This window comes from Rhizobium sophoriradicis (assembly GCF_025200795.1).
Lineage (GTDB): Bacteria > Pseudomonadota > Alphaproteobacteria > Rhizobiales > Rhizobiaceae > Rhizobium > Rhizobium sophoriradicis.
This window is the reverse complement of sequence record NZ_CP104152.1, coordinates 2,790,495-2,813,714: the sequence shown is the minus strand read 5'-3', so window position 1 is coordinate 2,813,714 and position 23,220 is coordinate 2,790,495. Positions and strand designations below refer to the sequence as shown.

Genomic DNA, 23,220 nt, shown 5'->3' with positions numbered 1-23,220 from the left:
TCGGGATGAAGAAGTCGCTTGCCGAACGTTTGGCCATCCTGTCCGATGCCGCGAAATATGACGCTTCCTGCGCCTCCAGCGGCACGGTGAAACGCGATTCGAGCACAAGCGGCGGGCTCGGCTCAACCGAGGGATCCGGAATCTGCCATGCCTATGCGCCGGATGGTCGATGCATTTCGCTCCTGAAGATCCTGCTGACCAATTTCTGCATCTACGACTGCGCCTATTGCGTCAATCGTTCGTCGAGCAATGTCGAACGGGCGCGTTTTACACCCGAAGAGGTAATCTGGCTGACGCTGGAATTCTATCGCCGTAACTATATCGAAGGCCTCTTCCTTTCCTCCGGCATCATTCGTTCGTCCGATTACACGATGGAACAAATGGTCCGCATCGTCCGCGAATTGCGGGTGACCCATAATTTTCGTGGCTACATCCATCTGAAGTCGATCCCCGAGGCGTCGCCGCGGCTGATCGAGGAGGCGGGGCTTTATGCCGACAGGCTGTCGCTCAATATCGAGCTGCCGACGGATAACGGCATCAGCCGCTTCGCGCCGGATAAGAAGCCCGCCAATATCCGGCGATCGATGGCTGACCTCAGGCTGAAGATCGAGGCCGCCGGCGAACCTACGCTGAAAAGCAAGAAACGCCAGCGTTTCGTCCCGGCCGGCCAGAGCACGCAGATGATCGTCGGCGCCGACGGCGCGAGTGACGCGACCATCCTTGCGACCAGCGGCCGGCTTTACAGCAGCTACGGCCTCAAGCGCGTCTATTATTCCGCCTTCAGCCCGATCCCGGATTCGTCGAAAAACCTGCCTCTGATCAAGCCGCCGCTGATGCGCGAGCACCGGCTCTACCAGGCAGACTGGCTTTACCGCTTCTACGGTTTCGGCATCGACGAGATCACCGCCAATCAGGCGGGCGGCATGCTCGATCTCAACCTCGACCCCAAACTTGCCTGGGCGCTTGCCAACCGAGGCGAATTTCCGGTCGATATCAACAAGGCCGAGCGTGAACGGTTGCTGCGCGTGCCCGGTCTCGGCACCAAGACCGTCAAGGCGATCGTTTCGGCGCGCCGCTTTCGCCGCCTGCGGCTCGACGATCTCTCTCGGCTCGGCGTTTCGATCAAGAAGGTCCGATCCTTCATCTCGGCGGAAGGTTGGTCGCCCCGCCGGCTGATCGATAGGCCGGACCTTCGCGCCATGTTCGAGCCGCAGCCTCAACAATTGTCGTTGCTGTGATGCGCCGGGTCGTGCTTGCAGGACGAGGTGAGCTTGGCGAATGGCGCGATGCCGCACGTGCCTTGGCGGCGGCCGGCATAGTGCCTGAGGAGATCGACTGGCGCGAAAGAAGCGCGGAGGCGGATCTTTCGTTCCAACGCGACGCCATGCCGCCGGCGCCAGCAGCATCACGCAAGCCGATGACGGTGCCGCCCGCCTTCATCGAGCTTGCAGAAACAGTTCTCTGTCACTCCGATCCAGCGCGCTTCTCGCTGCTTTACCGCCTGCTCTGGCGGCTGCAGCTGGACCGGCAGCTGCTCGAGGTGACCTCCGACGAAGATGTCGTACGCGCCAGGCTGATGGCGAAAAACGTGCATCGCGATGCGCACAAGATGACGGCCTTCGTCCGCTTCAAGGAGGTCGGCGCGGTATCGGCAGGCCGCCGGAAATTCATCGCCTGGTTCGAGCCGGACCACCACATCGTCCGGCGCACGGCACCCTTCTTCCAACGGCGTTTCACCGACATGGACTGGTTGATCGCCACGCCCAAGGGGTCGGCCGCCTGGGACGGCGAGCGGCTGACGATTAGCGACGAAGCCTGCGAGAAGCCCAACCTTACCGACGTAACCGATGAGCTCTGGCGCACCTATTACACCAACATCTTCAATCCGGCCCGGTTGAAGGTAAAGGCGATGCAGGCGGAAATGCCGAAGAAATACTGGAAGAACCTGCCGGAGGCCGATCTTATTCCCGGCTTGATTGCATCGGCCGAAAGCAAGGTGCGGGAGATGGCGGCAAGGGAGGCAACACAATCTTTGCCTTTTCACGACCGGCTGCAGCAGGCTGCGCGCAATCTTTCCGCCGAGCCCGAGCTTCCGGCAGGCACACTGGAAGCACTGCGCGCCGAGGCTGCCGTCTGCACCCGCTGTCCGCTTCACGCCAATGCGACGCAGACGGTCTTCGGGGAGGGGCCACGCGATGCGGATGTCATGTTCGTCGGCGAGCAGCCGGGCGATCAGGAGGATATTGCAGGGCGCCCTTTTGTCGGCCCTGCGGGCAGGCTTTTCGATCAGGTGATTGCGGAGGCGGGCATCGACCGATCGACGCTCTACGTCACCAATGCCGTCAAGCATTTCAAATACGAGCCGCGCGGCAAGCGGCGCATCCACCAGAAGCCCACTATGGGTGAGGTGAAGCATTGCCGCTGGTGGCTCGATCTGGAACTAACGCTCGTCAAGCCGAAGCTGATCGTCGCCATGGGGGCGACGGCGCTTGCGGCGCTGACTGATGTGAAAGGCCGCCTGCAGGACGTCAGAGGAAAGGCAGTGGCGATTGCGGGAGGACGCACGCTCTTCGTGACGGTGCATCCGTCCTATCTGCTGCGCATTCCCGACGAGCGGTTGAAGGCGGAGGAGATGGCGCGCTTTCGCGAGGACATGTTGGAAATTCAGCGGCTTATGACGTCAGCCAAACATATGGATTCTGCATGAAGTCACCGCTCATCGAGCGGTGACTCTGTCTTTTGCTTTTACGCAATTCCGGACGCAAAACCGCGGCACGGGTTTGCTGGAATTGCTCTGATCTCAGCCGAAGTAGCTCTGCAGCGGCCGGACTTCGAGATTGCCGGCCTTCAGCGCCTTGATCGCCTGGGCGGCGGCTTCGGCGCCGGCCATCGTCGTGTAATAGGGCACCTTTTGCATCAGCGTCGCGCGGCGCAGCGACTTGGAGTCCGAGATCGCCTTGTTGCCGTCGGTGGTGTTGATGACGAGCTGGACCTGGCGGTTGCGGATTGCGTCCTCGATGTGCGGGCGGCCTTCCAGAACCTTGTTGATCTTGGTGGCGGTGATGCCGTTTTCGCCGAGGAAGCGGGCGGTGCCGCCGGTCGCCAAAACCTTGAAGCCCTGTTCGACGAGAATGCGGATCGCCGACAGCACGCGCGGCTTGTCCTCGTCGCGCACTGAGACGAAGACCGTGCCGTCACGCGGCAGTTCGACGCCGGCGCCGAGCTGCGATTTGGCGAAGGCCAGCGCAAAATCGGTGTCGAGGCCGATGACTTCACCGGTCGAGCGCATTTCGGGCCCAAGCAGCGTGTCGACGCCGGGGAAACGGGCGAAGGGGAAGACGGCTTCCTTGACGGCGATATGCGTCAGCTTGCGCGGATCGGGCTTCGTGCCGTAGGCGGCGAAGGTCGCATCGAGCTTCTCGCCGGCCATGACGCGGGCGGCGATCTTGGCGATCGGCGCGCCGATCGTCTTGGCGACGAAGGGCACGGTGCGCGAGGCGCGGGGATTGACTTCGAGCACGTAGACGGTGCCGTCCTTGATGGCGAACTGGACGTTCATCAGTCCGCCGACATTGAGCGCTTTCGCCATGGCTTTCGCCTGGCGCTCCAGCTCGTCGAGCAGTTCGACGGGCAGCGAGCGCGGCGGCAGCGAGCAGGCGCTGTCGCCGGAATGGATGCCGGCCTCCTCGATATGCTCCATGATGCCGGCGACATAGACGTCGGTACCATCAGAGAGGCAGTCGACGTCGACTTCGATGGCGTGGGTGAGATAGCTGTCGAAGAGCAGCGGGTTCTTGCCGAGCAGGGTGTTGATCTGGCCGGTCTTATCGTTGGGATAACGCTGCTTGATGTCTTCGGGCACCAGTTCCGGAACCGTGTCGAGTAGGTAGGTCTGCAGCTGGCCTTCCGAATGCAGGATCTGCATGGCGCGGCCGCCGAGCACGTAGGACGGGCGCACGACCAGCGGGAAGCCGATTTCGGCGGCGACCAGGCGGGCCTGCTCGACCGAATAGGCGATGCCGTTGTTCGGCTGGTTGAGGTCGAGCTTCATCAGCAGCTTCTGGAAGCGGTCGCGGTCTTCGGCGAGATCGATCGCATCGGGCGCGGTGCCGAGGATCGGGATGCCGTTCTTCTCCAGCGCCTCGGCAAGCTTCAGGGGCGTCTGGCCGCCGAACTGGACGATGACGCCGACGACTTCGCCCTTTTCCTGCTCGGCGCGCAGGATCTCGATCACGTCTTCCGCCGTCAGCGGCTCGAAATAGAGACGGTCGGACGTGTCGTAGTCGGTCGAGACGGTTTCCGGGTTGCAGTTGATCATGATCGCTTCATAGCCTGCATCCTTCAGCGCGAAGGCGGCATGGCAGCAGCAATAGTCGAACTCGATGCCCTGGCCGATGCGGTTCGGCCCGCCGCCGAGAATGACGACCTTCTTGCGGTCGGAGACTTGGGCTTCCGAGCGGGCGGCGCCGACGAAGGGCGTCTCATAGGTCGAGTACATATAGGCGGTCGGCGAAGCGAATTCGGCGGCGCAAGTGTCGATGCGCTTGAAAACGGGGCGGACGTTCAGGCCGTTGCGCAGTTCGGCAACTTCCTTCGGGCGCTTGCCGGTCAGCGTCGCCAGGCGCGCGTCGGAGAAGCCCATCGCCTTCAGCATGCGCAGGTTGTCGGCATCGCCGGGCAGGCCGTGCTCGCGGATGCGGGCCTCCATGTCGACGATGTTCTTGAGCTCGGCGATGAACCAGGGGTCGATCTTGCAGCCCTCGTGCACCTCTTCGATGCTGAGACCCTGGCGCAGCGCCTGGGCGACCATGCGCAGGCGATCGGGCGTCGGCGTGCCGATGGCGGCGCGGATGGCGTTCTGGCTGGATTCGCCTTCCTCGAAATCCGGGATTTCGATTTCGTCGAGGCCGGTCAGGCCGGTCTCAAGGCCGCGCAGCGCCTTCTGCAGCGATTCGGCAAAGGTGCGGCCGATCGCCATGACTTCGCCGACCGATTTCATCGCGGTGGTGAGCACCGGCGAGGCGCCGGGGAATTTCTCGAAGGCGAAGCGCGGGATCTTGGTGACGACATAATCGATCGACGGTTCGAAGGAGGCGGGTGTGGCGCCGCCGGTGATGTCGTTTTCCAGTTCGTCGAGCGTGTAACCGATGGCGAGCTTGGCAGCGACCTTGGCGATCGGGAAGCCGGTGGCCTTGGAGGCCAGCGCCGAAGAGCGCGACACACGCGGGTTCATTTCGATGACGACGAGGCGGCCGTCTTTCGGGTTGACGGCGAACTGGACGTTCGAGCCGCCGGTCTCGACCCCGATCTCGCGCAGCACCGCGATCGAGGCGTTGCGCATGATCTGGTATTCCTTGTCGGTGAGCGTCAGCGCCGGAGCGACGGTGATCGAATCGCCGGTATGGACGCCCATCGGATCGATATTCTCGATCGAGCAGATGATGATGCAGTTGTCCGCCTTGTCGCGGACGACCTCCATCTCATACTCCTTCCAGCCGAGCACCGATTCTTCGATCAGCACCTCGGTGGTCGGCGAGGCGTCGAGGCCGCCGCCGACGATCTCGAAGAATTCCGAACGATTATAGGCGATGCCGCCGCCGGTGCCGCCGAGCGTGAAGGACGGACGGATGATGGCGGGCAGGCCGACATGGTCGAGCGCCTGGGCGGCGATCGCCATGGCATGGTTCATGTAACGCTGCTTGCGGTCGCTTTCGCCAAGGTTCCACTGGTTTTCCAGCTCGTCCAGCCCCTTGTCGAGGTCGGAGCCCGAGAGGCTCTCGCGCAGCTTGCTACGTTCGGCCTCATGCGTCTTGCGGTCGAGGTCCTTGATGTCGGTGGCGTTCGCCAGCATCGAGCGCGGCGTTTCCAGGCCGATGCGGGCCATCGCCTCGCGAAACAGCGCGCGGTCCTCGGCCATGTCGATGGCGGCCGGCTTGGCGCCGATCATCTCGACATTATAGCGGTCGAGCACGCCCATGCGCTTCAGCGACAGCGCGGTATTCAGCGCCGTCTGGCCGCCCATGGTCGGCAGCAATGCGTCCGGGCGCTCCTTGGCGATGATCTTGGCAACGACCTCGGGGGTGATCGGTTCGACGTAAGTGGCGTCGGCCAGGCCCGGATCGGTCATGATCGTCGCCGGGTTGGAGTTGACGAGGATGACGCGGTAGCCTTCCTCCTTCAGCGCCTTGCAGGCCTGGGTGCCGGAATAGTCGAATTCGCAAGCCTGGCCAATGACGATCGGTCCCGCGCCGATGATGAGGATCGATTTGATGTCTTGGCGCTTCGGCATGGGCGATATCCATTGTCTGGCTGCGCAAAAAGCCGGCCAGGGTGGGAGATCACCGGGTCGGGTCGCGCATTGAGGTCTTTTCAGGCTAGAAGCGGCTTATAGGCAAATGTATTTGCAAACGGAACCCCATAAATCGCGGAATCGACAGGAATCCGAGATCGCGCGAAAGCCTATTTACCGCCGGGTACGACAAGGACGCGGATTTCGCCGCCGCGCGCCGGATTGGTGATCGCTTCCGGGGCCTCCTCGAGCCCGATCCGCCTGGATATCAACGGCTCGACCTTGATCCTGCCAGAGGCGACGAGATCGGCGGCGCGGGCATGGGTGAAGGGGTTGACGAAGGAGCTTATCAGCGCGACTTCGCGAAACAGCAGGTCGAAGGGCTCGATCTCGATCGTGGCACCCTGCGGCATGACGCCGAGAATGACGGCGGTGCCGCCGCGCCGGGCAAGCCGAGGCGCCTGCTGCATGGTCTCTGCCACGCCGGCGCATTCGAAGACGACATCGGCGCCACCGGGCAGCAGCCCGTTCTCAGCGGTGATGCGGGCAATGAGATCGCCATCCCCGGGATCGACTGTGGTAGTGGCGCCGAGGCTTTCGGCCAGCCGCCGCTTTTCGGCGCTGCGGGTCACCAGCAAGATACGGGTCGCACCGGCAAGCCGCGCCAGTTGAAGCGTGAGCAGGCCGATGACGCCACCGCCGAGCACGATGGCCGACGAGCCGGTTTTCAGCCCGGCGAGATCGACGCCGTGAATGCAGCAGGCAATCGGCTCGCAGAAGGCGCCGTGGAGCGGATCGAGATCGGCCGGCAGAGCGAAGGCCTGGCTTTCAGGCATGCAGACATATTCGGCGAAGCCGCCGTCGCGGTGAATGCCGATCGCCCGCAAGTTCCGGCAGAGATTGACGCGGCCGCGCCGGCATTCCTCGCAGCCGCCGCAAGATATGTTCGGATCGCCGGTCACGCGCATGCCGGGGCGGAAACCAGTCACGCCTGGCCCGATCGTCTCGATGATCCCGGCGAATTCATGTCCGAGCGTCACCGGCGCCTTCGATGGGAATTCGCCGTGAAAGATATGGCGGTCGGTGCCGCAAATGCCGCAGGCTTCGACGCGGACCAGCAATTCGCCGGGGCCGGGTGCTGGCTTTTCGACTTCGCAGAGTTGCAACTGTCCAATTGCTTGCAGACGCACGGCCTTCATTCGCAGTTCCTCCCGTGTTCTCCCTTGCTTCAGGAAGAGCGAAAGCAGGAGCCGCGTCAAGCGGTTGACGCATCTCCTTTTCGTGACGGGACGCAGGGCATAGCTGCGGCCGACCAGGGTTTGCTGGCTGTCACGATCAGAAGACGCCTGCCGACTGCGTTTGCTCCGTCAGGGAACAATATCCTGTGCTTCAGGTTTGCGGTCGAGAAGCTGGAGGCTGTGATGGTAGATCCAAAAGACAAGGAACCGGCGGAAGGCTCGCGGGAGACCGTGGATAAGGAGCTGGCACGTCAGGGGGTAGGCAAATCGCGTGGCAGTGCCGGCAGAAGTGGCGGACAAAAGGGACCGGCGCAACCCGGCTCGAGCAAAAAGTGAGCCATTCAACCGCTTGTTTTGCATGCGGATGAAGCCGCTGGAATTCCTCCCGCCTGCGGTTATATAAATTCCTTGAGTGCAAGCACGGGCATTGCCGGGGAGAACGAAAATGGAATGGAGAGGCCGGCGTCAGTCCGACAATATCGAAGATCGCCGCGGCAATCCGAGGAGCGGCGGGTTCGGCCGCGGCGGCGGCTTCAACTTTCCTTCCGGTGGCGGCGTTCGCCGCGCCGGCGGCGGCTTGAGCATCGGAACGATCATCTTTCTCGTCGTGATCTATTTCATCTTCAAGCTGATGGGCGTCGACCTGCTGCAGGTGCTCGAAACCGGCGGCATATCGAGCGGCCCCGGCTACGAACAGAGCCAGTCAGAAGGAACACGCACGCCGGCCAACGACGAGATGACCGCTTTTATGCGCACCGTTCTGGCAGAGACCGAGGATACATGGAACGGCATCTTCCAGGCACAGGGCCAGAATTACGAGGAGCCGCGCCTTGTGCTCTTCTCGGGACAAACGCAATCGGGCTGCGGCTTCGCCTCAGCCGCGACCGGGCCGTTCTACTGCCCAGGTGATCACAAGGTCTATCTCGACACGGATTTCTTCCAGGAACTCTCCGACCGGTTCGGCGCTTCGGGCGATTTCGCCGAAGCCTATGTCGTCGCCCACGAGGTCGGCCACCACGTGCAGAACCTCCTCGGCATCCTGCCGAAGTTCAACGAGGCCCGCCGGCGCATGAGCGAGGAGCAGGCCAATGAGATGTCGGTGCGCGTCGAGCTGCAGGCCGATTGCTTCGCCGGCATCTGGGGCAAATATACCCAGCAGAAGGGCATTCTGGAGGCCGGCGACCTCGAGGAGGCGCTGAATGCCGCCCAGCAGATCGGTGACGATACGATGCAGAAGCGGTCGCAAGGTTACGTCGTGCCCGAGAGTTTTAACCACGGCACCTCGCAACAACGCGTCAGATGGTTCAAGCGCGGCTTCGACAGCGGGCAATTGTCGGCCTGCGATACGTTCTCGGGGCCGGTTTGAGGTTGCTTAGCCAAGGTTTGCGAGCGTCGCCCCCTCATCCGCCTGCCAGCACCTTCTCGCCGCTGGGGCGAAGGGGACTTGCCGCAACGTCTCGATCCCCTCTTCTCCCCAGCGGGGGTCTCAAGGACGGGGTTGAGACCCGCGGCTCGACCCCCCGGTCGATGGCCCGAAGGGTCGGATGAGAGGGCCCACGGCAGGACCTTCGCTTCGGGCCCTTCGGGCTGAGCGTGGGGATGCGCAAGGACGCCGTCCCCGCCAGGTGGTTGCCGACCACCCCGCCGCGCCTGACGGTTGAGGGGTTTCATAAATTTCCCGTACAGCTCATCAAAAACTTTGAAATGTTCACGGATTGTTTCGTTTTCCTTTCTGAGTTATGTCACTTGGGCGGCGACGAGATCGTCTTTTCAGAAACAATCGCTGTAGAGATGCCTCATGCTTGACCCGAAATTCGTTCGCCGCGGCCTTTTCCTGGTCTTCATCATCCTCTTTCTCGACATTATCGGCATCGCCATCATCATGCCGGTGCTGCCGGCCTATCTGGAACAGCTGACCGGCGGCAGCGTCAGCGATGCGGCAATCGACGGCGGCTGGCTGATGCTCGTCTATGCCGGCATGCAGTTTCTGTTCGCACCGCTGCTCGGTAACCTGTCCGACCGTTTCGGCCGCCGGCCGATCCTTTTATTGTCGGTGCTGACCTTTGCGATCGACAATTTCATCTGCGGCATCGCCACCAGCTTCTGGATGCTGTTCGTCGGCCGCGTGCTTGCAGGCATCAGCGGCGGCAGCTTCGCCACATGCTCGGCCTATATCGCCGATATCAGCACCGAGGAGGATCGGGCGAAGAATTTCGGGCTGATCGGCATCGCCTTCGGCGTCGGCTTCACCATCGGCCCCGTCATCGGCGGTTTCCTCGGGGAATTCGGTCCGCGCGTGCCGTTCCTCGGCGCAGCCGCTTTGTCGCTTCTCAATTTTATCGCCGCCTGCTTCCTGCTGCCGGAAACGCTGGAAGCGAAGAACCGCCGCCGCTTCGAGTGGAAACGTGCCAATCCGCTCGGCGCGCTGCGCCAGATGCGCCATCACCCCGGCATCGGCTGGGTCAGCCTCGTGATGTTCCTGTTTTTCCTGGCGCATGCCGTCTATCCCTCCGTCTGGTCGTTCGTATCGACCTACCGCTATGGCTGGAGCGAGGGGCAGATCGGCCTGTCGCTCGGCATTTACGGCATCGGTGCGGCGCTCGTTATGGGCTTGGTCCTGCCGCGTGTCGTGCCTCTGCTCGGCGAATGGAAGACGGCGCTTCTCGGCCTCTGCTTCTCCGCCGCAGGACTGACCGGCTATGCCTTCGCTTGGGAGGGCTGGGTGGTTTACGTCGTTATCGTCGCGACCGTCATCGAAAATGTCGCCGATCCGCCGCTGCGCAGCATTGCCGCCGGCATGGTGCCGCCGTCGGCGCAGGGCGAGCTGCAGGGTGCGCTGACCAGCCTCAGCAGCATCACCACCATAGTCGGCCCGCTGATCTTCACGCAGATGTTCGGTTATTTCACAAGGCCCGAGGCGCCCGTCACTTTTGCCGGCGCGCCTTACCTCACGGCCGCCGTGCTCATCCTTCTGGCCGCCGGGGTATTCCTCACACGGGTTCGGGCGAGGGAGCCGGTCGACGCGCTGGAAGCCACTGGCTGATTGATCAGAAATGGTGATGCGATGATGAATTTTTCATCATCTGCTTGTTTTGGGGTGGTTCTTGCCCGGGCTTTGATCTAAGTCCGAATGATATTTCGCAGCAAGTTGCGACGACCACATATTTCAATCACAGGACTGGTGTCATGGACACGTCGATCGACGCGCGCAGCCTTGCGCCGACAAACGATAACCGTTGGGGCGCACATTTCCGTGCGACGCTGGCGCTCGGCATTCCGCTGATCGGCGCCCAGCTCGCCCAGCTGGGCATCCACACCACCGATGTGATGATCATCGGCCGCCTTGGCGCCGAGCAACTGGCGGCCATGGTGCTGTCGGCCCAGTTCCTGTTCACGATCCTCATCTTCGGCTCGGGCTTTTCCATTGCCGTCATTCCGATGGTGGCGCAGGCCTATGGCCGCGGCGACGTCGTCTCGGTGCGCCGATCGCTGCGCATGGGGCTCTGGGTGGTGATCGGATTCTGGATCATCGCGCAACCGGCCTTTTTCAATGCGGAACAGATCCTGCTTTTTGCACAGCAGAAGCCGGAGGTGGCCAAGCTCGCCCACGGCTATATCATGATTGGCCAATTCGGCGTGCTGCCGGCCCTTCTCTTCAACGTGATGCGGGCCCTCGTCAGCGCCATCGGCAAGGCGGGCATCATCCTCAACGTCACCATCGTCACGCTGGTGATGAATGCGATCTTCGCCTACGCCCTCGTGCTCGGCCATTTCGGCTTTCCAGCAATGGGGCTCGAGGGTGCGGCGATCGTCTCTGTGGTCGTACAGACGGCGGGCTTCCTCTTCATCCTCGTCTTTGTCCAGCGGCGGGAAGAGACGCGGCGCTACGAGATCTTTGTGCGGTTTTGGAAGCCGGACTGGCACGCACTGCTGGAGGTCCTGCGCCTCGGTTTCCCGATCAGCGTCACCGTGCTTGCCGAGGTCAGTCTGTTTACGGTCGCGTCGCTTCTGATGGGTTATATCGGCACCATCGAACTCGCCGCGCATGGCATCGCCCTGCAATGGGCTTCAATCGCCTTCATGATCCCGCTCGGTCTCAGCCAGGCGGCGACGGTACGCATCGGCGTGGCGCACGGGCAGGGCGATTATGACGGGCTGGTGCGCGCTTCGATCATGGTTGTTGTCATTGCCTGCGCGATCTCGGCGGTGGGTTCGGTGATCTTTGCCACCATGCCGCAATTCCTAGGCAGCTGGTTCCTCGACGTCAACTCGCCGGAGGCGCCGCAAGTGCTGGCCTATGCCGGGCCGTTGATCGTCGTTGCCGGGCTTTTCCAGCTCGTCGACGGGCTGCAGGTGATCGCTAACGGATTGCTGCGCGGCCTGAAAGATGCGCGCGTGCCGATGATCATGGCGCTGATAGCCTATTGGCCGATCGGCTTCCTCCTCGCCTGGGCCTTTGCCTTCCCGCTCGGCTTCGGCGGCATCGGCATCTGGTTCGGCTTCCTCGTCGGACTGGCGGCTGCCGCCGTCATGCTCTGCGCACGCTTCTATCTTCTCCTTCGCCGGGAAGGCGCGCCGGCTGGCGCCTGAGCCAGCCGTCCGGCCTTAAGCGGCGACAGGTTTGTAGCCGGCGATATCGGCGCGAATGCCGAGACGGGCAAACATTTCCTGCGGATCGAAATTGGCGGCCTTGTGGGCGGCGGCGACGGCTGCCCGCGCACGCTCGACGACCTCGGTATTTTCCCATTCGGCAATGGTGACGAAATTGAATTCACCGGGACCGGCGACCTGCTCCAGTACCCTGTGATCGATGAAACCCTCCTGTGCCTCCAGCAGCTTGTGGGTCATCATCACCTTGACGAGAAATTCCTCGCGCGCCGCAGCCGGCACGACGAATTTATCGACACGATAGAAAGCTCCGCTCATCCCTTTTGTCCTACATCGGATGTCTGCGGGCGTTTGTAATTCCTCAAGTGTGGTTGAGGTCAATACGGAAGCGAAGACGTCCGGTCAGTGGAATTTCGGGGCGACCGCTTCCTGAAGCCGTCGCGTTCCACCGTGACTGTATAAGAGGCAAGTGCGCTGCAGAAAGGCGGAGAGATCTGCGCCTGCGCGGGGGCTGTCGGCGGGGACTAAATTGGCGTAAGCTGTGAAGGAGGTACACCATGCGCAGCAGCATTACTGCAGCTATCGTCGCGCTCGTCGTTTCGCTTGGCAGTCTGGCGCGGGCGGAGATCCTGATCGGAGCGGCGGGCCCGGTCACAGGACCGCTCGCCTGGATTGGGGAGCAGATGCAGCGCGGCACAGAGATGGCGGTGGCCGACATCAATGCGACTGGCGGCGTGCTCGGGCAGCAGGTGCAACTCATCACGGTCGACGACTTTTGCGATCCCGAGCAGGCTGTGGCGGCCGCCCAGAAACTGGTGGCCGACGGTGTGGTGCTCGTCGTCGGGCATTACTGTTCCCAGGCCTCGATCCCGGCATCCAAGGTGTACGAGGCCGCGGGAATTCTACAGATTTCACCGGGTTCGACCAATCCGCTGCTGACCGAACAAGGTCGTGCCAATGTTTTCCGCGTCATTGGTCGCGACGACGCGCAGGGGGTGGTCGCCGGCAACTATTTGGCCGATCGCTGGGGTGACAAGAAAATAGCGATCCTTCACGACAACACTACCTATGGGAAGGGGCTCGCCGACGAGACCAGAAAGCAGTTGAATAAGCGGGGTGTCACCGAAGCGATCTACGAGGCCTTCACCCCTGGGAAGAACGACTATACGGCCGAGATCTCGGCGTTACAGGGCGCCGGCATCGCCGTGTTGTATGTTGGTGGATATTTGCCCGAGGTCGCGCTTATGGTTCGCGCTGCACGAGACCGCGCCTACGCACTTCAACTCGTCTCAGGCGATGGCATGGCGAGCGAGGACTTTGCACTGATCGCCGGATCTGCCGCCGAGGGTACGCTCTTCACGTTTAGCGCGGACCCACGGCGCGTCCCTCAGGCGGCTCAAGTCGTCGAGCGTTTCCGTGCCGAGAATTTCGAGCCCGCAGGCTACACACTGCTCAGTTACTCCGCCGTCCAGGTCTGGTCGCAGGCGGTGAAGAAGGCCGGTTCTCTAGGGCCGCAAGAGGTGATCGCCTCAATGCAAGGTAATCAATTCGAAACGGCAATGGGCCGGGTCGATTTCGACGACAAGGGCGACCTCACCGTTCAAAGCTGGATATGGTATGTCTGGAAGGGTGGCGAATACGTGCCGCTGGAATAGTCAACCGCCGGCCGGGTGGATCGCTTTAGACCAATCTGTGCAGACTTTGGTGGCTGCGCAAGCCAGACCTCGCGGTTGCCGCCATGTTTGAACGCGTCGGCATACGCGGGCGCTTGTTGCTCGCTTTCTTCGGCATCAGCACCTTCGCGGTGCTCGCGACCGCCGCAGCTCTCTATGCCTTCCTTCAGGTCGGCGACGTGGTCGATCGCATCACCAAGGAACGGGTGCCGACGGCGCTCGCCTCTCTCCAATTGTCGCGCCAGGCTGAGAGGGTCGCCTCCACCGCGCCGTCAGTTCTGGCGGCGACCAGCACGGTTCAGCACAACCAGGTCTCGGCTGCAATCGGAGTCGAGATGCGGCGTCTCGAAGAGTTGCTCGCCGCACTTAAAGGCACCGCATTCAGCGCGACGGCGGTGACGGAAATCGAAGACGCCGTGATTGGTCTGCGACGAAACCTCGATGCTCTCGACTATGTTGTGGCCGTTCGCCTTACCATGGTTCAGCGCAAGGAGGAGTTGCTGCGCCGCTTGTCGGACACGTCAAATGCAAGTCAGCGTCTCCTCGCGCCCGGCATCGTCGTGATGAACTCCAAGGTTCCCCAATGGCGCGCAGCGGTGGCTGATCCCGCCGCACCACCAGATACGCGTGCTGCGGCGACGAGCGACCTGGTCAAGGCAATCGCGGCCTACATCCCCCAGCAGAGGGCGCAACAGGAGATCTCGGCAGTCAACGACGCGCTGGTCAAAACTGCCAACGCGCCGACGCCGGGAGATCTGAAGCTGATCCTGTTTCCGCTGCGCCGGTCGCTCGCCGCACTCGAAACGGTCTCCACCGAGATCGACGAAAAGTTGCGGACCCGCTTCCAACAACGGCTGGACGAGTTGAAGTCGCTGACCGACGGTGAGAACGGGATCCCGAAGGTACGACAGGACGAGTTTGCTGTCCTTGCGCAGGGCGAAAAGCTTCTGGCTGAAAACAGCCGACTGTCGCGCGACCTTACCGCGGCCGTCGATCGCCTGGTTGCAAAGGCAAACCATGAGATCGCCGCGTCCGCCCTCGAAGCCTCGGTCGTCCAGCGCTACGGCACCGGCATTGTCCTTGGCTCCGCCCTTCTAAGCCTGCTGAGTTCGGTTCTAGTTGTCTGGCTCTATGTCGACCGCAGCCTTCTCGCCCGTCTGGGAGAGGTAAGCCAAAGCATGCTGGCCATCGCGGGCGGCAATCTGCATGTGCAGATGCCCGCCGGCGGCGGCGACGAAATCGGCCGCATGGCCGGGGCGCTCAGGCTGTTCCGGGACACTGCGGTCGAGGTGGAGGAAAACAGCCTGCGCGAAGTTGCGGAGGCGCGCCAGCGGCTTGTGGATGCCATCGAGAGCATCTCCGAAGGATTCGCTCTTTACGATGGCGAGGACAGGCTCGTGCTGAGCAATAGCCGCTACCGCGAGCTGTTGTACGCCGGTCTGGAGGAAATGACACCCGGCACGACATTCGAGCAGATTGTGCGCCGGTCCGCTGAAGGCGGCTACATCAAGGATGCTGAGGGGCGAGTCGAGGAGTGGGTTGCCGAGCGGCTTTCGCGGCATCGCAACCCTGGTGAAACGTCGGTGCAGCGGCGTCGCGACGGACGATGGATCATGATCAGCGAGCGGCGGATCACGGCTGGTGGCACGGTGGCCGTCTACTCGGACATCACCGAGCTGAAGCAACGGGAGGAAAACCTCGCCGAGAAATCCGCAGCTCTCGAGGCGCTTTCCAGCAAGCTGGCGAAATACCTGGCGCCGCAAGTGTATAACTCCATATTCACCGGCCGCCAGGACGTCAGGATCGCCAGCCAGCGGAAGAAGCTGACGATATGCTTCTCCGATATCGCCGGCTTCACCGAAACCACGGACAAAATGGAATCCGAGGATCTCACACAGCTCCTCAATCACTATCTGACGGAAATGTCGAAGATTGCTTCGGATCACGGCGCGACGATCGACAAGTATGTCGGAGACGCCATCCTGATGTTTTTTGGCGATCCGGAAACCCGCGGCGTCAAGGATGACGCGCTCGCCTGCGTGCAGATGGCACTCGCCATGCAAAAGCGAATGAGGGAGCTTGGCGAAATCTGGCGCGATATCGGAATTGAAACACCGCTGCGCTGCCGCATTGGCATTCACACAGACTACTGCACTGTGGGAAACTTCGGCAGCGAGGACCGGATGGACTACACGATAATCGGCGGCGCCGTGAATCTCGCCTCGCGTCTTGAGCAGGAAGCGTCGCCGGGCACCGTGCTCATTTCTTATGAGACGTTTGCGCAAGTGAAGGACACGATCGAGTGCGAGGAACTGGGGCATGTCCACGTAAAGGGAATAGCCTATCCGGTCGCCACCTATCGCGTGGTCGATCTGAAGGAAAATCTGGTCCGCAGCCGTCGTACTGTCCGGACCGAACTGCCGCACCTGAGATTGGAAGCCGAGCCCGAGCTTATGTCTACCGATGAGCGCGATCAGGCCGCCGCCGCACTTCGAGACACGCTCGATCGACTTTGTCACAAGCCTGGATCGTAGGATCCGTTCGCGCGGGTTGTCGCCTCCACAGGCACCAAACTCGTCGACCAGCCCTCGGGCCAGCGTCGCAACTCGACCTTCCTGCAACGCTGGCTCGGCCCATGAAATGGCGCGCGGTCATTGTGCGAATCCGGACGAGGGACTGCTGTTGGCGCAACACCGACCCATGTTGTCGCTGCACTATGTCCGCTTTGCAGCAATAGCGACCGCTGGCTCGATGACCATTATGGGGGCGCGAAAGAGACGTGAGGCCCATAGCAGCATTCCGGCCCTTTGCTGCCGTTCGAGGTCGATCCGAGGAACCTGCGGTATGTGCTAGAGTGGGGACGGAACGCGAGAGACGCATTGCGAGGGGCGGTGTGATCAAACCGGAATTCGCGCGACCGAGTGCCAACGTTGTACTCTTGAAAGGGGAAACGAGGACGATGCCGACACCAGAGCAACCCAGTCTAATAGTTCGACAGAAATCCCCTGAGAATATCGAGTTTCCGTTTGCATCACTCTCCGATTGGCTGATCCCAACCGAGCTGTTCTTCGTGCGAAACCATTTCCCGTCGCCGGACCTCGATGCGCGAGACTGGAGATTGCACGTTGGCGGGGCGGTGGAGCGGCCGATCGAACTTGACCTCGACAGCATCAAGGCGATGCGGAGCACGAGTTTCACTGCCGTCGTCGAGTGCGCAGGCAACGGGCGCGTCTACTATGTGCCGCTGAAGGAGGGGTTGCAGTGGCAGAACGGAGCCGTCGGCAATGCCGCGTGGACAGGTGTTCCTCTCCGCGAGATTTTAGAAATGGCGGGCGTTAAGCGAACCGCATGTGAGGTTCTGCTCGTAGGCGCAGACAGCGGCGTCGTCGACACGAACAAGAAAACGGCTTCTCCAGGCCCCATCGCTTTTGCGCGCAGCTTACCGCTTGAGAAGGCCATCGCTGACAGCACGATCCTTGCCTATTCGATGAACGAGGAGCCGTTGACGCGCGATCACGGCTACCCGCTACGCGCGGTCGTGGGTGGCTGGTTCGGCATGGCTTGGGTCAAGTGGATCACACATATCACGGTTGTGGAGCAACCGTTCCTTGGCTACTGGCAGGCGCGCGACTATTTCCGTTGGGAGCGCAGCCTCGGGGAACCCAGGCTGGTCCCGCTTGCGGAGATGGAGGTCAAAGCGCAGATCGCGCGTCCCGTGCAGGGCGCGCGTCTCGTCGCCGGCCAACCGTATCGGATTTTCGGAGCCGCCTGGAGCGGAGAGGCTCCTATCCGGCAGGTGCAGGTCTGCACCGGAGATGGCAGGGGCTGGCGCGAGGGAAGGCTCCTCGAAACAGAACGTCCCTTCGCATGGCGCTTGTGGGAGTACATGTGGACCCCTGAAGAAGCGGGGCGATACATACTGCGATGTCGCGCGATCGATGGTGCGGGGTGCGTGCAGCCCGACCTCCAGCGTTCCGACTGCGAGAGCTACGCGGCCAATTGGATCGTACCGGTGGAGGTTACGGTCGTTCCCGAGCCACAGACGTACGAGGAGGAATTCGTGATCTAATCACCCGCATGGGGCGGAATGGCGGCTTTCGGCGCAAAACAGCCGTTAGCTTAGATGCCGCAGCTTCTGACCACGATGCCGTTCAGCTTAGGAAGATATCTACGCCGTCCCCCGGAAAGACTGTAATGTGCGGGTGGTTCTCGAACAGCCTCGCCACTTCCTCGGCGGTCTCTGCCTCGACTACAAGATATCCACAAAAGGGGTTCACGGCTTTCGAGATGCTGTCTTTGGCCACACGAGTCGCTTTGCCCACCATGCCGCCGCGATCGCGGATGAATTTGGCATTCCCGTTTTCCCATCCCTCCAGCGTCAGCAGGCCCATTCGAGCTTCATCTCCTTGAGATCGATCTGGGCGACCCCGTTGCCGAAATTGAAGCCGCCGAAGATTTCCGAGATCTCGATGTAGTAAGGTGAGAAATCGGGATACCCCTGCATCGGAAACATCGTGCCGCCAAGGTGGGCTTGCCAGTCCAGAAAGCGCTCCAGTCCTTGTTCCTGGCCTTCCTCCGAATATGCGACGATATGCCGCTGAGCTCGTTTTGGTGCCTGAATTCGCGCGCCGGCTTGCCAATATTCGGATCGCCTTCGCGCAGCGTGATCTCGATCGGCCAGCCGTAATCCAGCGCCTCGCGGCCCGGCAGGTTTTTCCATCCGTCTTGGGGCCGGGTCGCCGCTAGAAGCTCGTTGACGGCAAGTCCACCGGGCGAAAAGACGTTCTTTGCCTGCTGTTCGGCCACAGTTCTAGGCAGATTGAATTCTCCAAAATATTCAAGCGGCGATTTCGAGAGCCAGCCGGGGACGGGGGCGCCCTCGATTGTGGGTGGCACACCAAGCGGTGCAGCGAACTCCTCTTCCGTCAGCCAGAAGAGAACGTATTCGTTGTCCATGTATTTGATGTCGAAGCGGCGCGGATCGGCGTGGCGCGCGCCTCCGGCCACGTTTTCCCTTGCCGGCAGCGTCTCCCATTGTTCGTCGACGAAGAGCGAGATCGCCACGTAATTATCGCCAAGTGTTCGATATTGCGGCGGCAGTTTCACCGTGAAGGCGTGGCGAAGCGGCAGACCGTTTGTGGTGCTGACTGGCCATATCCTGGCATCGATGCCGGGCGGACCGCCGTAGCACCAGCCGCTTTCGGGACGGCGGGCGAGGTCGACAGGATCGGTCATCGTCAGATCGTAAGCCTCGGTGAGGTTGGGATCGGCATATTTATAGGGCCGCTCTGGATAGACCGCTGTCGGATCCGTGAGGCTGATGATCCTGACGACTTCCTCTCTGATGCCTACCCCGAGCATGAGCGTATCCGACAGGTTCATCTTCAGCATGGTCCAACCGTATTTCTCTCTCTCGTCAGAGATGCGCTCGGCGACGGGATAAAGCCGATGCAGCTCTTCGGCCGGCATTCCCATCCTGACGCCATGGATAGGCGGAAGTTCGAAGGGGGCACGGAAATGAACTTCGCCAAGCCTGCCATCGGCGGTAATGCGCGTGCCGAACTCCTCGATATGCAAATAGCCTTCCGCCTGAACGCCCGGCTCCTGCCAGCTCGTCCCCAAAGCCGCCTTCAGCTCCTCCACGGATACACCCGGCTGCATCGGCGCCAATCTCGCATTGTCTATCGGCATGCGCGTCCTCTCTCGCTGACCGTCCCGCGCAAGAGATAGGACGGGTTGTAAATAGGGCAATGACATAGCGGGAGGTTGGAGGCTAAGCGTGGCGCGGAAGGCGCTCCCAGTCGTTCTCGACGAAAGATCACGCCCCAAACCGCGCATTCTTTCTGTTCCTGCTTGTCTAGGACATCGCAGCAGGTTGCCTAGAACTGTTTTCTTCTGGGCCTGTGCGATCCGCCGCGAGGCTAGGTCATGTCAGGATCGAAAGATGCCCTGCCAAGACCGTTACGCTCACAGGCGATGTGACGTCGCCGCAAGCAATCCACATCACGTTGGTGGCTGCCGGTTTCGCGGGCCTTTGCGAAAATCGGCAGTTCTTGAAATCAGCGCTCGGCGAGCGCCGGTTCGCCCTTCTTCTCGCGCACCATGTTGATGAAGCGGCGGAAGAGATAGTGGCTGTCCTGCGGGCCGGGGGAGGCTTCCGGATGGTGCTGGACGGAGAAGACCTGCTTGCCGAGGACTCGCAGGCCGCAATTGGTGCCGTCGAAAAGCGATATATGAGTCTCTTCAACGCCATCGGGCAGCGACTTCGAGTCGAGCGCGAAGCCATGGTTCATCGAGACGATTTCGACCTTGCCGGTCGTGTGATCCTTGACGGGATGGTTGGCGCCATGATGGCCCTGGTGCATCTTCTCGGTCTTGGCGCCGAGGGCGAGGCCAAGCATCTGATGGCCGAGGCAGATGCCGAAGACCGGGATATCGGTCTTAACAAGCGTCTTGATCACGGGCACGGCATATTCGCCTGTTGCCGCCGGATCGCCCGGGCCGTTCGACAGGAAGATACCGTCCGGCTGCATGGCGAGCACGTCTTCGGCGCTCGTTGTCGCCGGCACGACGGTCACCTTGCAGTCGAGGCCGGCAAACAGGCGCAGAATGTTGCGCTTGACGCCGTAGTCGAGGCAGACGACATGATACTTGGCATCGGCCGCACCGAGCTCGCCGTAACCTTCATTCCAGATCCACGGCGTCTGGGTCCATTGCGAGGATTGGCCCGACGTGGCGATCTTGGCGAGGTCGAGGCCTTCCAGCCCGCTCCAGGCCTTGGCTTCGGCCTTCAGCGTCTCGATGTCGAAGACGCCGTTCGGATCGTGGGCGATCACTGCGTTCGGAGCGCCGTTCTCGCGGATCCAGGCGGTCAGGGCGCGGGTGTCGATGCCGCAGAGACCGATGATGCCGCGCGCCTTCAGCCACTGGTCGAGATGTTTGGCGGCCCGGTAGTTCGACGGTTCGGTGATGTCGGCCTTGAAGATGACGCCGACGGCGCCGTGGCGGGCGGCAGGCGTCAGATCTTCGATGTCTTCATCATTGGTGCCGATATTGCCGATATGGGGAAAAGTGAAGGTGACGATCTGGCCGAGATAGGAAGGGTCGGTCATGATCTCTTCATAGCCGGTCAGCGCCGTGTTGAAGACGACCTCGGCCTGGACCTTGCCCGTGGCGCCGATGCCCTTGCCTTCGATCACCGTGCCGTCGGCAAGAACGAGCAGGGCGGTCGGCTTTTCGATTGTCCAGGGTGCTGTCGCGGTCATCTTCATCCCGTTTCCGGCGGCCGATGCGCGTTGCCGCGCTCGCTGCCATTTGATCTCGCAGGCGTGTGGACGCGGCAATGCCGCGCGCTTCAGGCCTGATCACGAATTTTGGTGCAGGTGGCGGTAGATAGCCACGCAATCGCTGAGCGTCAATCTTTGTAACCGGGATTGCGGCCGTTTTCCTGCGCTTTATCGCGCCGATCGCGCAATTTATTTGATCCCCCGCATCAGCGTGGTTTATGAAGCGGCATCAAATCAGGAGAAAAGACCATGCTGCGCGATCAACTCGCCACCCAGCTGAAAGAGGCGATGAAGGCCAAGGATTCGGAGCGGCTTTCCACCGTCCGGCTGATTCAGGCCGCGATCAAGGATCGCGATATCGCCAATCGTGGCGCCGGCAAGGAGCAGGCGAGCGACGACGAGATCCTGCAGATTCTCGCCAAGATGGTGAAGCAGCGCGACGAATCGGCAAAGATCTACGAGGAGAATTCCCGGCCGGAACTCGCCGCCAAGGAGCGCGCCGAAATCACCGTCATCCAGGATTTCATGCCGAAGCAGCTTTCGGAGAGCGAAGTGCGCGCCAACGTTTCGGCGATCATCGCCGAGACCGGTGCCGTCGGCGCCAAGGACATGGGCAAGGTGATGGCCGCGCTCAAGGAGCGTTATGCCGGCCAGATGGATTTCGCCAAGGCCTCGGCGACCGTCAAGGAACTGCTGAACTAATTTAGTCTAGACCACCCGTCGCGCCTGCGGTTCGTAGAGAACCGCGGGCCTGAGCACCGCTTCGGCTGCGGCATCGACGATGGCGAATTTCGCAGCCTGATAATTCCAGTATTCAAGGATGAAGCGGCGCGACAGCCAGAACTCGCCCTTGCGGGACGGTTCGGTCCAGCCGACGCTTTCCATGGCCGCGGCCTGTGTCAGAAGCCGCTTCAGGTGCGTGTTCGATATCATGAACTGTTCGCGGAGCTCCCTGAGCGACAGGGGTCCGATCGCGACGCGCTCGGCCGTCCGGGGAAATTCCGGAAGGCGCGAGATCAGGTAGTCCATCACCAGCCCGCCGGAGTTTGCCCAGTTGAAGAGATTGAAGGTGGGGCCAGGACTGCGCACCGCCTGGCTTCCGATGATCGCTTTGGCGATGCGCGGCTGGATCGCTGCCATCATGGCCGCGGGATCGGCGGCGATCTTCTCGGCGCGTTGACCGCCGTCGAGGCTGTCGAGGATCATCATATGGGTGACGAGCCATCGGGTGAAATGCTGCTCGGCGATTTCGGTGGGTTCCAGATAGCGTGTGCGCTTGTCGGGACCAGGAGCCTGGCGCAGAAAGCGATAGGCCAGCATTTCCTGCATGAAGGCCGCGGCCGTGTTGCGGCTGGCGATGTCGTTCTTAACCGCGAAATCGATGAAGCGGCCGGAATAGAGGCCACTCCTTTCATGGTCGGGGTGGCCATAATGAAGCGCAAAGCCGGCATGGGCCATCAGCCAGCGCTGCTGTGCGGCGAAAATCGAAGCAATGCGCGGGCTCTCACGATAAATCGCGAGCATCTGATCGGCGCAGTGGAGGATCGCAGCGAGAAAGCGATCGTCGGCCGCAAGAGTTTCAGCGGTAAAGGCCATGGGAAGGGTCCAGGAAATTCCGCGCATACTTCCTTCACGCAAGCGCCTGGTGTCAACGGTTTTGTCAATAATCGGCTAATTTCAAAAGGGAATTTGCATCAGGGGAAGCCAAAAAAATTAAGAAGGCAGGAACTGGGGGCGCTCCTGCCTTCTTGCACTTTGCTTCCGCCGGCACGCAGGGCGAAGCCCAAGCCGGAGGGTATTTGCAAAGGCACCCTTGCGAAGCGGCGCCGGGGGTAGGGATGGTGCTTCGCTCGGGGATCGCTTTGTTGAGATCGAACTTATTGCGGGGCGGCAGCCTGTTCAAATTACAAAAAAATAATGATTGTCGGAAACGGCGGTTCTGGAGGGCCGAAGCGGAGGCTCGACAGGCGGCGCGAGGATGAGAGCCTGTGATTGCAGCGGGAGTTAATGGATTGGTTTAAAACGAATTTATTCAGGGCACATGAAAGACCCGTAACTTTACTGGAGCTTTCGCATCGACCGAATTCCGCCTCGCGAGGACAATAATGTCGCACCCCTGTCGCAGG

The 23,220-nt window shown here is 61.6% G+C and carries 16 protein-coding genes and 1 pseudogene; 10 read left to right on the top strand and 7 right to left on the bottom strand.

From position 1 onward, the window contains the following. Positions 1–5 precede the first annotated feature (5 nt). A complete protein-coding gene (locus N2597_RS14015) occupies positions 6–1,238 on the top strand; it encodes a putative DNA modification/repair radical SAM protein (RefSeq protein ID WP_183597147.1) in 1,233 nt (410 codons plus the stop codon). Next, on the top strand, positions 1,238–2,707 hold the full coding sequence (locus N2597_RS14010; protein ID WP_183597149.1) for a UdgX family uracil-DNA binding protein: 1,470 nt from the start codon (positions 1,238–1,240) through the stop codon (positions 2,705–2,707). The genes N2597_RS14015 and N2597_RS14010 overlap by 1 nt, the downstream gene beginning before the upstream one ends. 93 nt (positions 2,708–2,800) lie before the next feature. Here N2597_RS14010 and carB read toward each other — a convergent pair whose 3' ends face one another. Together carB and N2597_RS14000 are read right to left on the bottom strand one after the other, a co-directional pair. Further along, positions 2,801–6,289: a carbamoyl-phosphate synthase large subunit gene (carB, locus tag N2597_RS14005; protein WP_183597151.1), complete on the bottom strand. Its 3,489-nt coding sequence runs from the start codon at positions 6,287–6,289 to the stop codon at positions 2,801–2,803. Between the two features lie 170 nt (positions 6,290–6,459). Beyond that, a complete protein-coding gene (locus N2597_RS14000; protein ID WP_183597153.1) occupies positions 6,460–7,488 on the bottom strand; it encodes a zinc-dependent alcohol dehydrogenase family protein in 1,029 nt (342 codons plus the stop codon). A 484-nt stretch (positions 7,489–7,972) separates the two neighbouring features. Here N2597_RS14000 and ypfJ point away from each other — a divergent pair, with 484 nt between their 5' ends. From ypfJ to N2597_RS13980, 4 genes are all read left to right on the top strand, one after another. Continuing rightward, a complete protein-coding gene (ypfJ, locus tag N2597_RS13995; protein WP_039621158.1) occupies positions 7,973–8,893 on the top strand; it encodes a KPN_02809 family neutral zinc metallopeptidase in 921 nt (306 codons plus the stop codon). Between the two features lie 233 nt (positions 8,894–9,126). After that, positions 9,127–9,333 carry a hypothetical protein gene (locus N2597_RS13990; protein ID WP_183597155.1) on the top strand — a complete coding sequence of 69 codons (207 nt, stop codon included), beginning with the start codon at positions 9,127–9,129 and terminating at the stop codon, positions 9,331–9,333. Further along, complete coding sequence (locus N2597_RS13985; RefSeq protein WP_183597157.1) at positions 9,326–10,570, top strand: TCR/Tet family MFS transporter; 1,245 nt, start codon at positions 9,326–9,328, stop codon at positions 10,568–10,570. The genes N2597_RS13990 and N2597_RS13985 overlap by 8 nt, the downstream gene beginning before the upstream one ends. Before the next feature lie 143 nt (positions 10,571–10,713). Beyond that, entirely contained in the window at positions 10,714–12,117 is a 1,404-nt protein-coding gene (locus tag N2597_RS13980; RefSeq protein ID WP_077991773.1) for an MATE family efflux transporter, read from the top strand. Positions 12,118–12,132: 15 nt separating this feature from the next. Here the strand turns inward: N2597_RS13980 and N2597_RS13975 are convergent, their stop codons facing one another. Further along, positions 12,133–12,453 carry an antibiotic biosynthesis monooxygenase family protein gene (locus tag N2597_RS13975; protein WP_009995004.1) on the bottom strand — a complete coding sequence of 107 codons (321 nt, stop codon included), beginning with the start codon at positions 12,451–12,453 and terminating at the stop codon, positions 12,133–12,135. Positions 12,454–12,692: 239 nt separating this feature from the next. Between N2597_RS13975 and N2597_RS13970 the strand changes: the two genes are divergently transcribed. The 3 genes from N2597_RS13970 (at position 12,693) to N2597_RS13960 (ending at position 17,877) form a co-directional block, all read left to right on the top strand. Continuing rightward, complete coding sequence (locus tag N2597_RS13970; RefSeq protein ID WP_077991774.1) at positions 12,693–13,790, top strand: branched-chain amino acid ABC transporter substrate-binding protein; 1,098 nt, start codon at positions 12,693–12,695, stop codon at positions 13,788–13,790. 83 nt (positions 13,791–13,873) lie between these two features. Further along, entirely contained in the window at positions 13,874–16,342 is a 2,469-nt protein-coding gene (locus N2597_RS13965) for an adenylate/guanylate cyclase domain-containing protein (RefSeq protein ID WP_183597159.1), read from the top strand. Positions 16,343–16,767: 425 nt separating this feature from the next. Beyond that, positions 16,768–17,877: a sulfite oxidase gene (locus N2597_RS13960; protein ID WP_210281855.1), complete on the top strand. Its 1,110-nt coding sequence runs from the start codon at positions 16,768–16,770 to the stop codon at positions 17,875–17,877. Between the two features lie 82 nt (positions 17,878–17,959). Here the strand turns inward: N2597_RS13960 and N2597_RS33725 are convergent, their stop codons facing one another. From N2597_RS33725 to carA, 3 genes and pseudogenes are all read right to left on the bottom strand, one after another. After that, on the bottom strand, positions 17,960–18,346 hold the full coding sequence (locus tag N2597_RS33725) for a hypothetical protein (protein WP_406549646.1): 387 nt from the start codon (positions 18,344–18,346) through the stop codon (positions 17,960–17,962). Between the two features lie 808 nt (positions 18,347–19,154). After that, positions 19,155–19,469, bottom strand: a pseudogene (locus N2597_RS33720) (DUF7256 domain-containing protein); the annotation flags it as partial. Between the two features lie 398 nt (positions 19,470–19,867). Then, a complete protein-coding gene (gene carA, locus N2597_RS13945) occupies positions 19,868–21,073 on the bottom strand; it encodes a glutamine-hydrolyzing carbamoyl-phosphate synthase small subunit (protein ID WP_077991945.1) in 1,206 nt (401 codons plus the stop codon). 270 nt (positions 21,074–21,343) lie between these two features. Between carA and N2597_RS13940 the strand changes: the two genes are divergently transcribed. Beyond that, positions 21,344–21,796: a GatB/YqeY domain-containing protein gene (locus tag N2597_RS13940; RefSeq protein ID WP_077991780.1), complete on the top strand. Its 453-nt coding sequence runs from the start codon at positions 21,344–21,346 to the stop codon at positions 21,794–21,796. Positions 21,797–21,802: 6 nt separating this feature from the next. Here the strand turns inward: N2597_RS13940 and N2597_RS13935 are convergent, their stop codons facing one another. After that, positions 21,803–22,690 carry a hypothetical protein gene (locus N2597_RS13935; protein ID WP_183597163.1) on the bottom strand — a complete coding sequence of 296 codons (888 nt, stop codon included), beginning with the start codon at positions 22,688–22,690 and terminating at the stop codon, positions 21,803–21,805. Positions 22,691–23,220 lie beyond the last annotated feature (530 nt).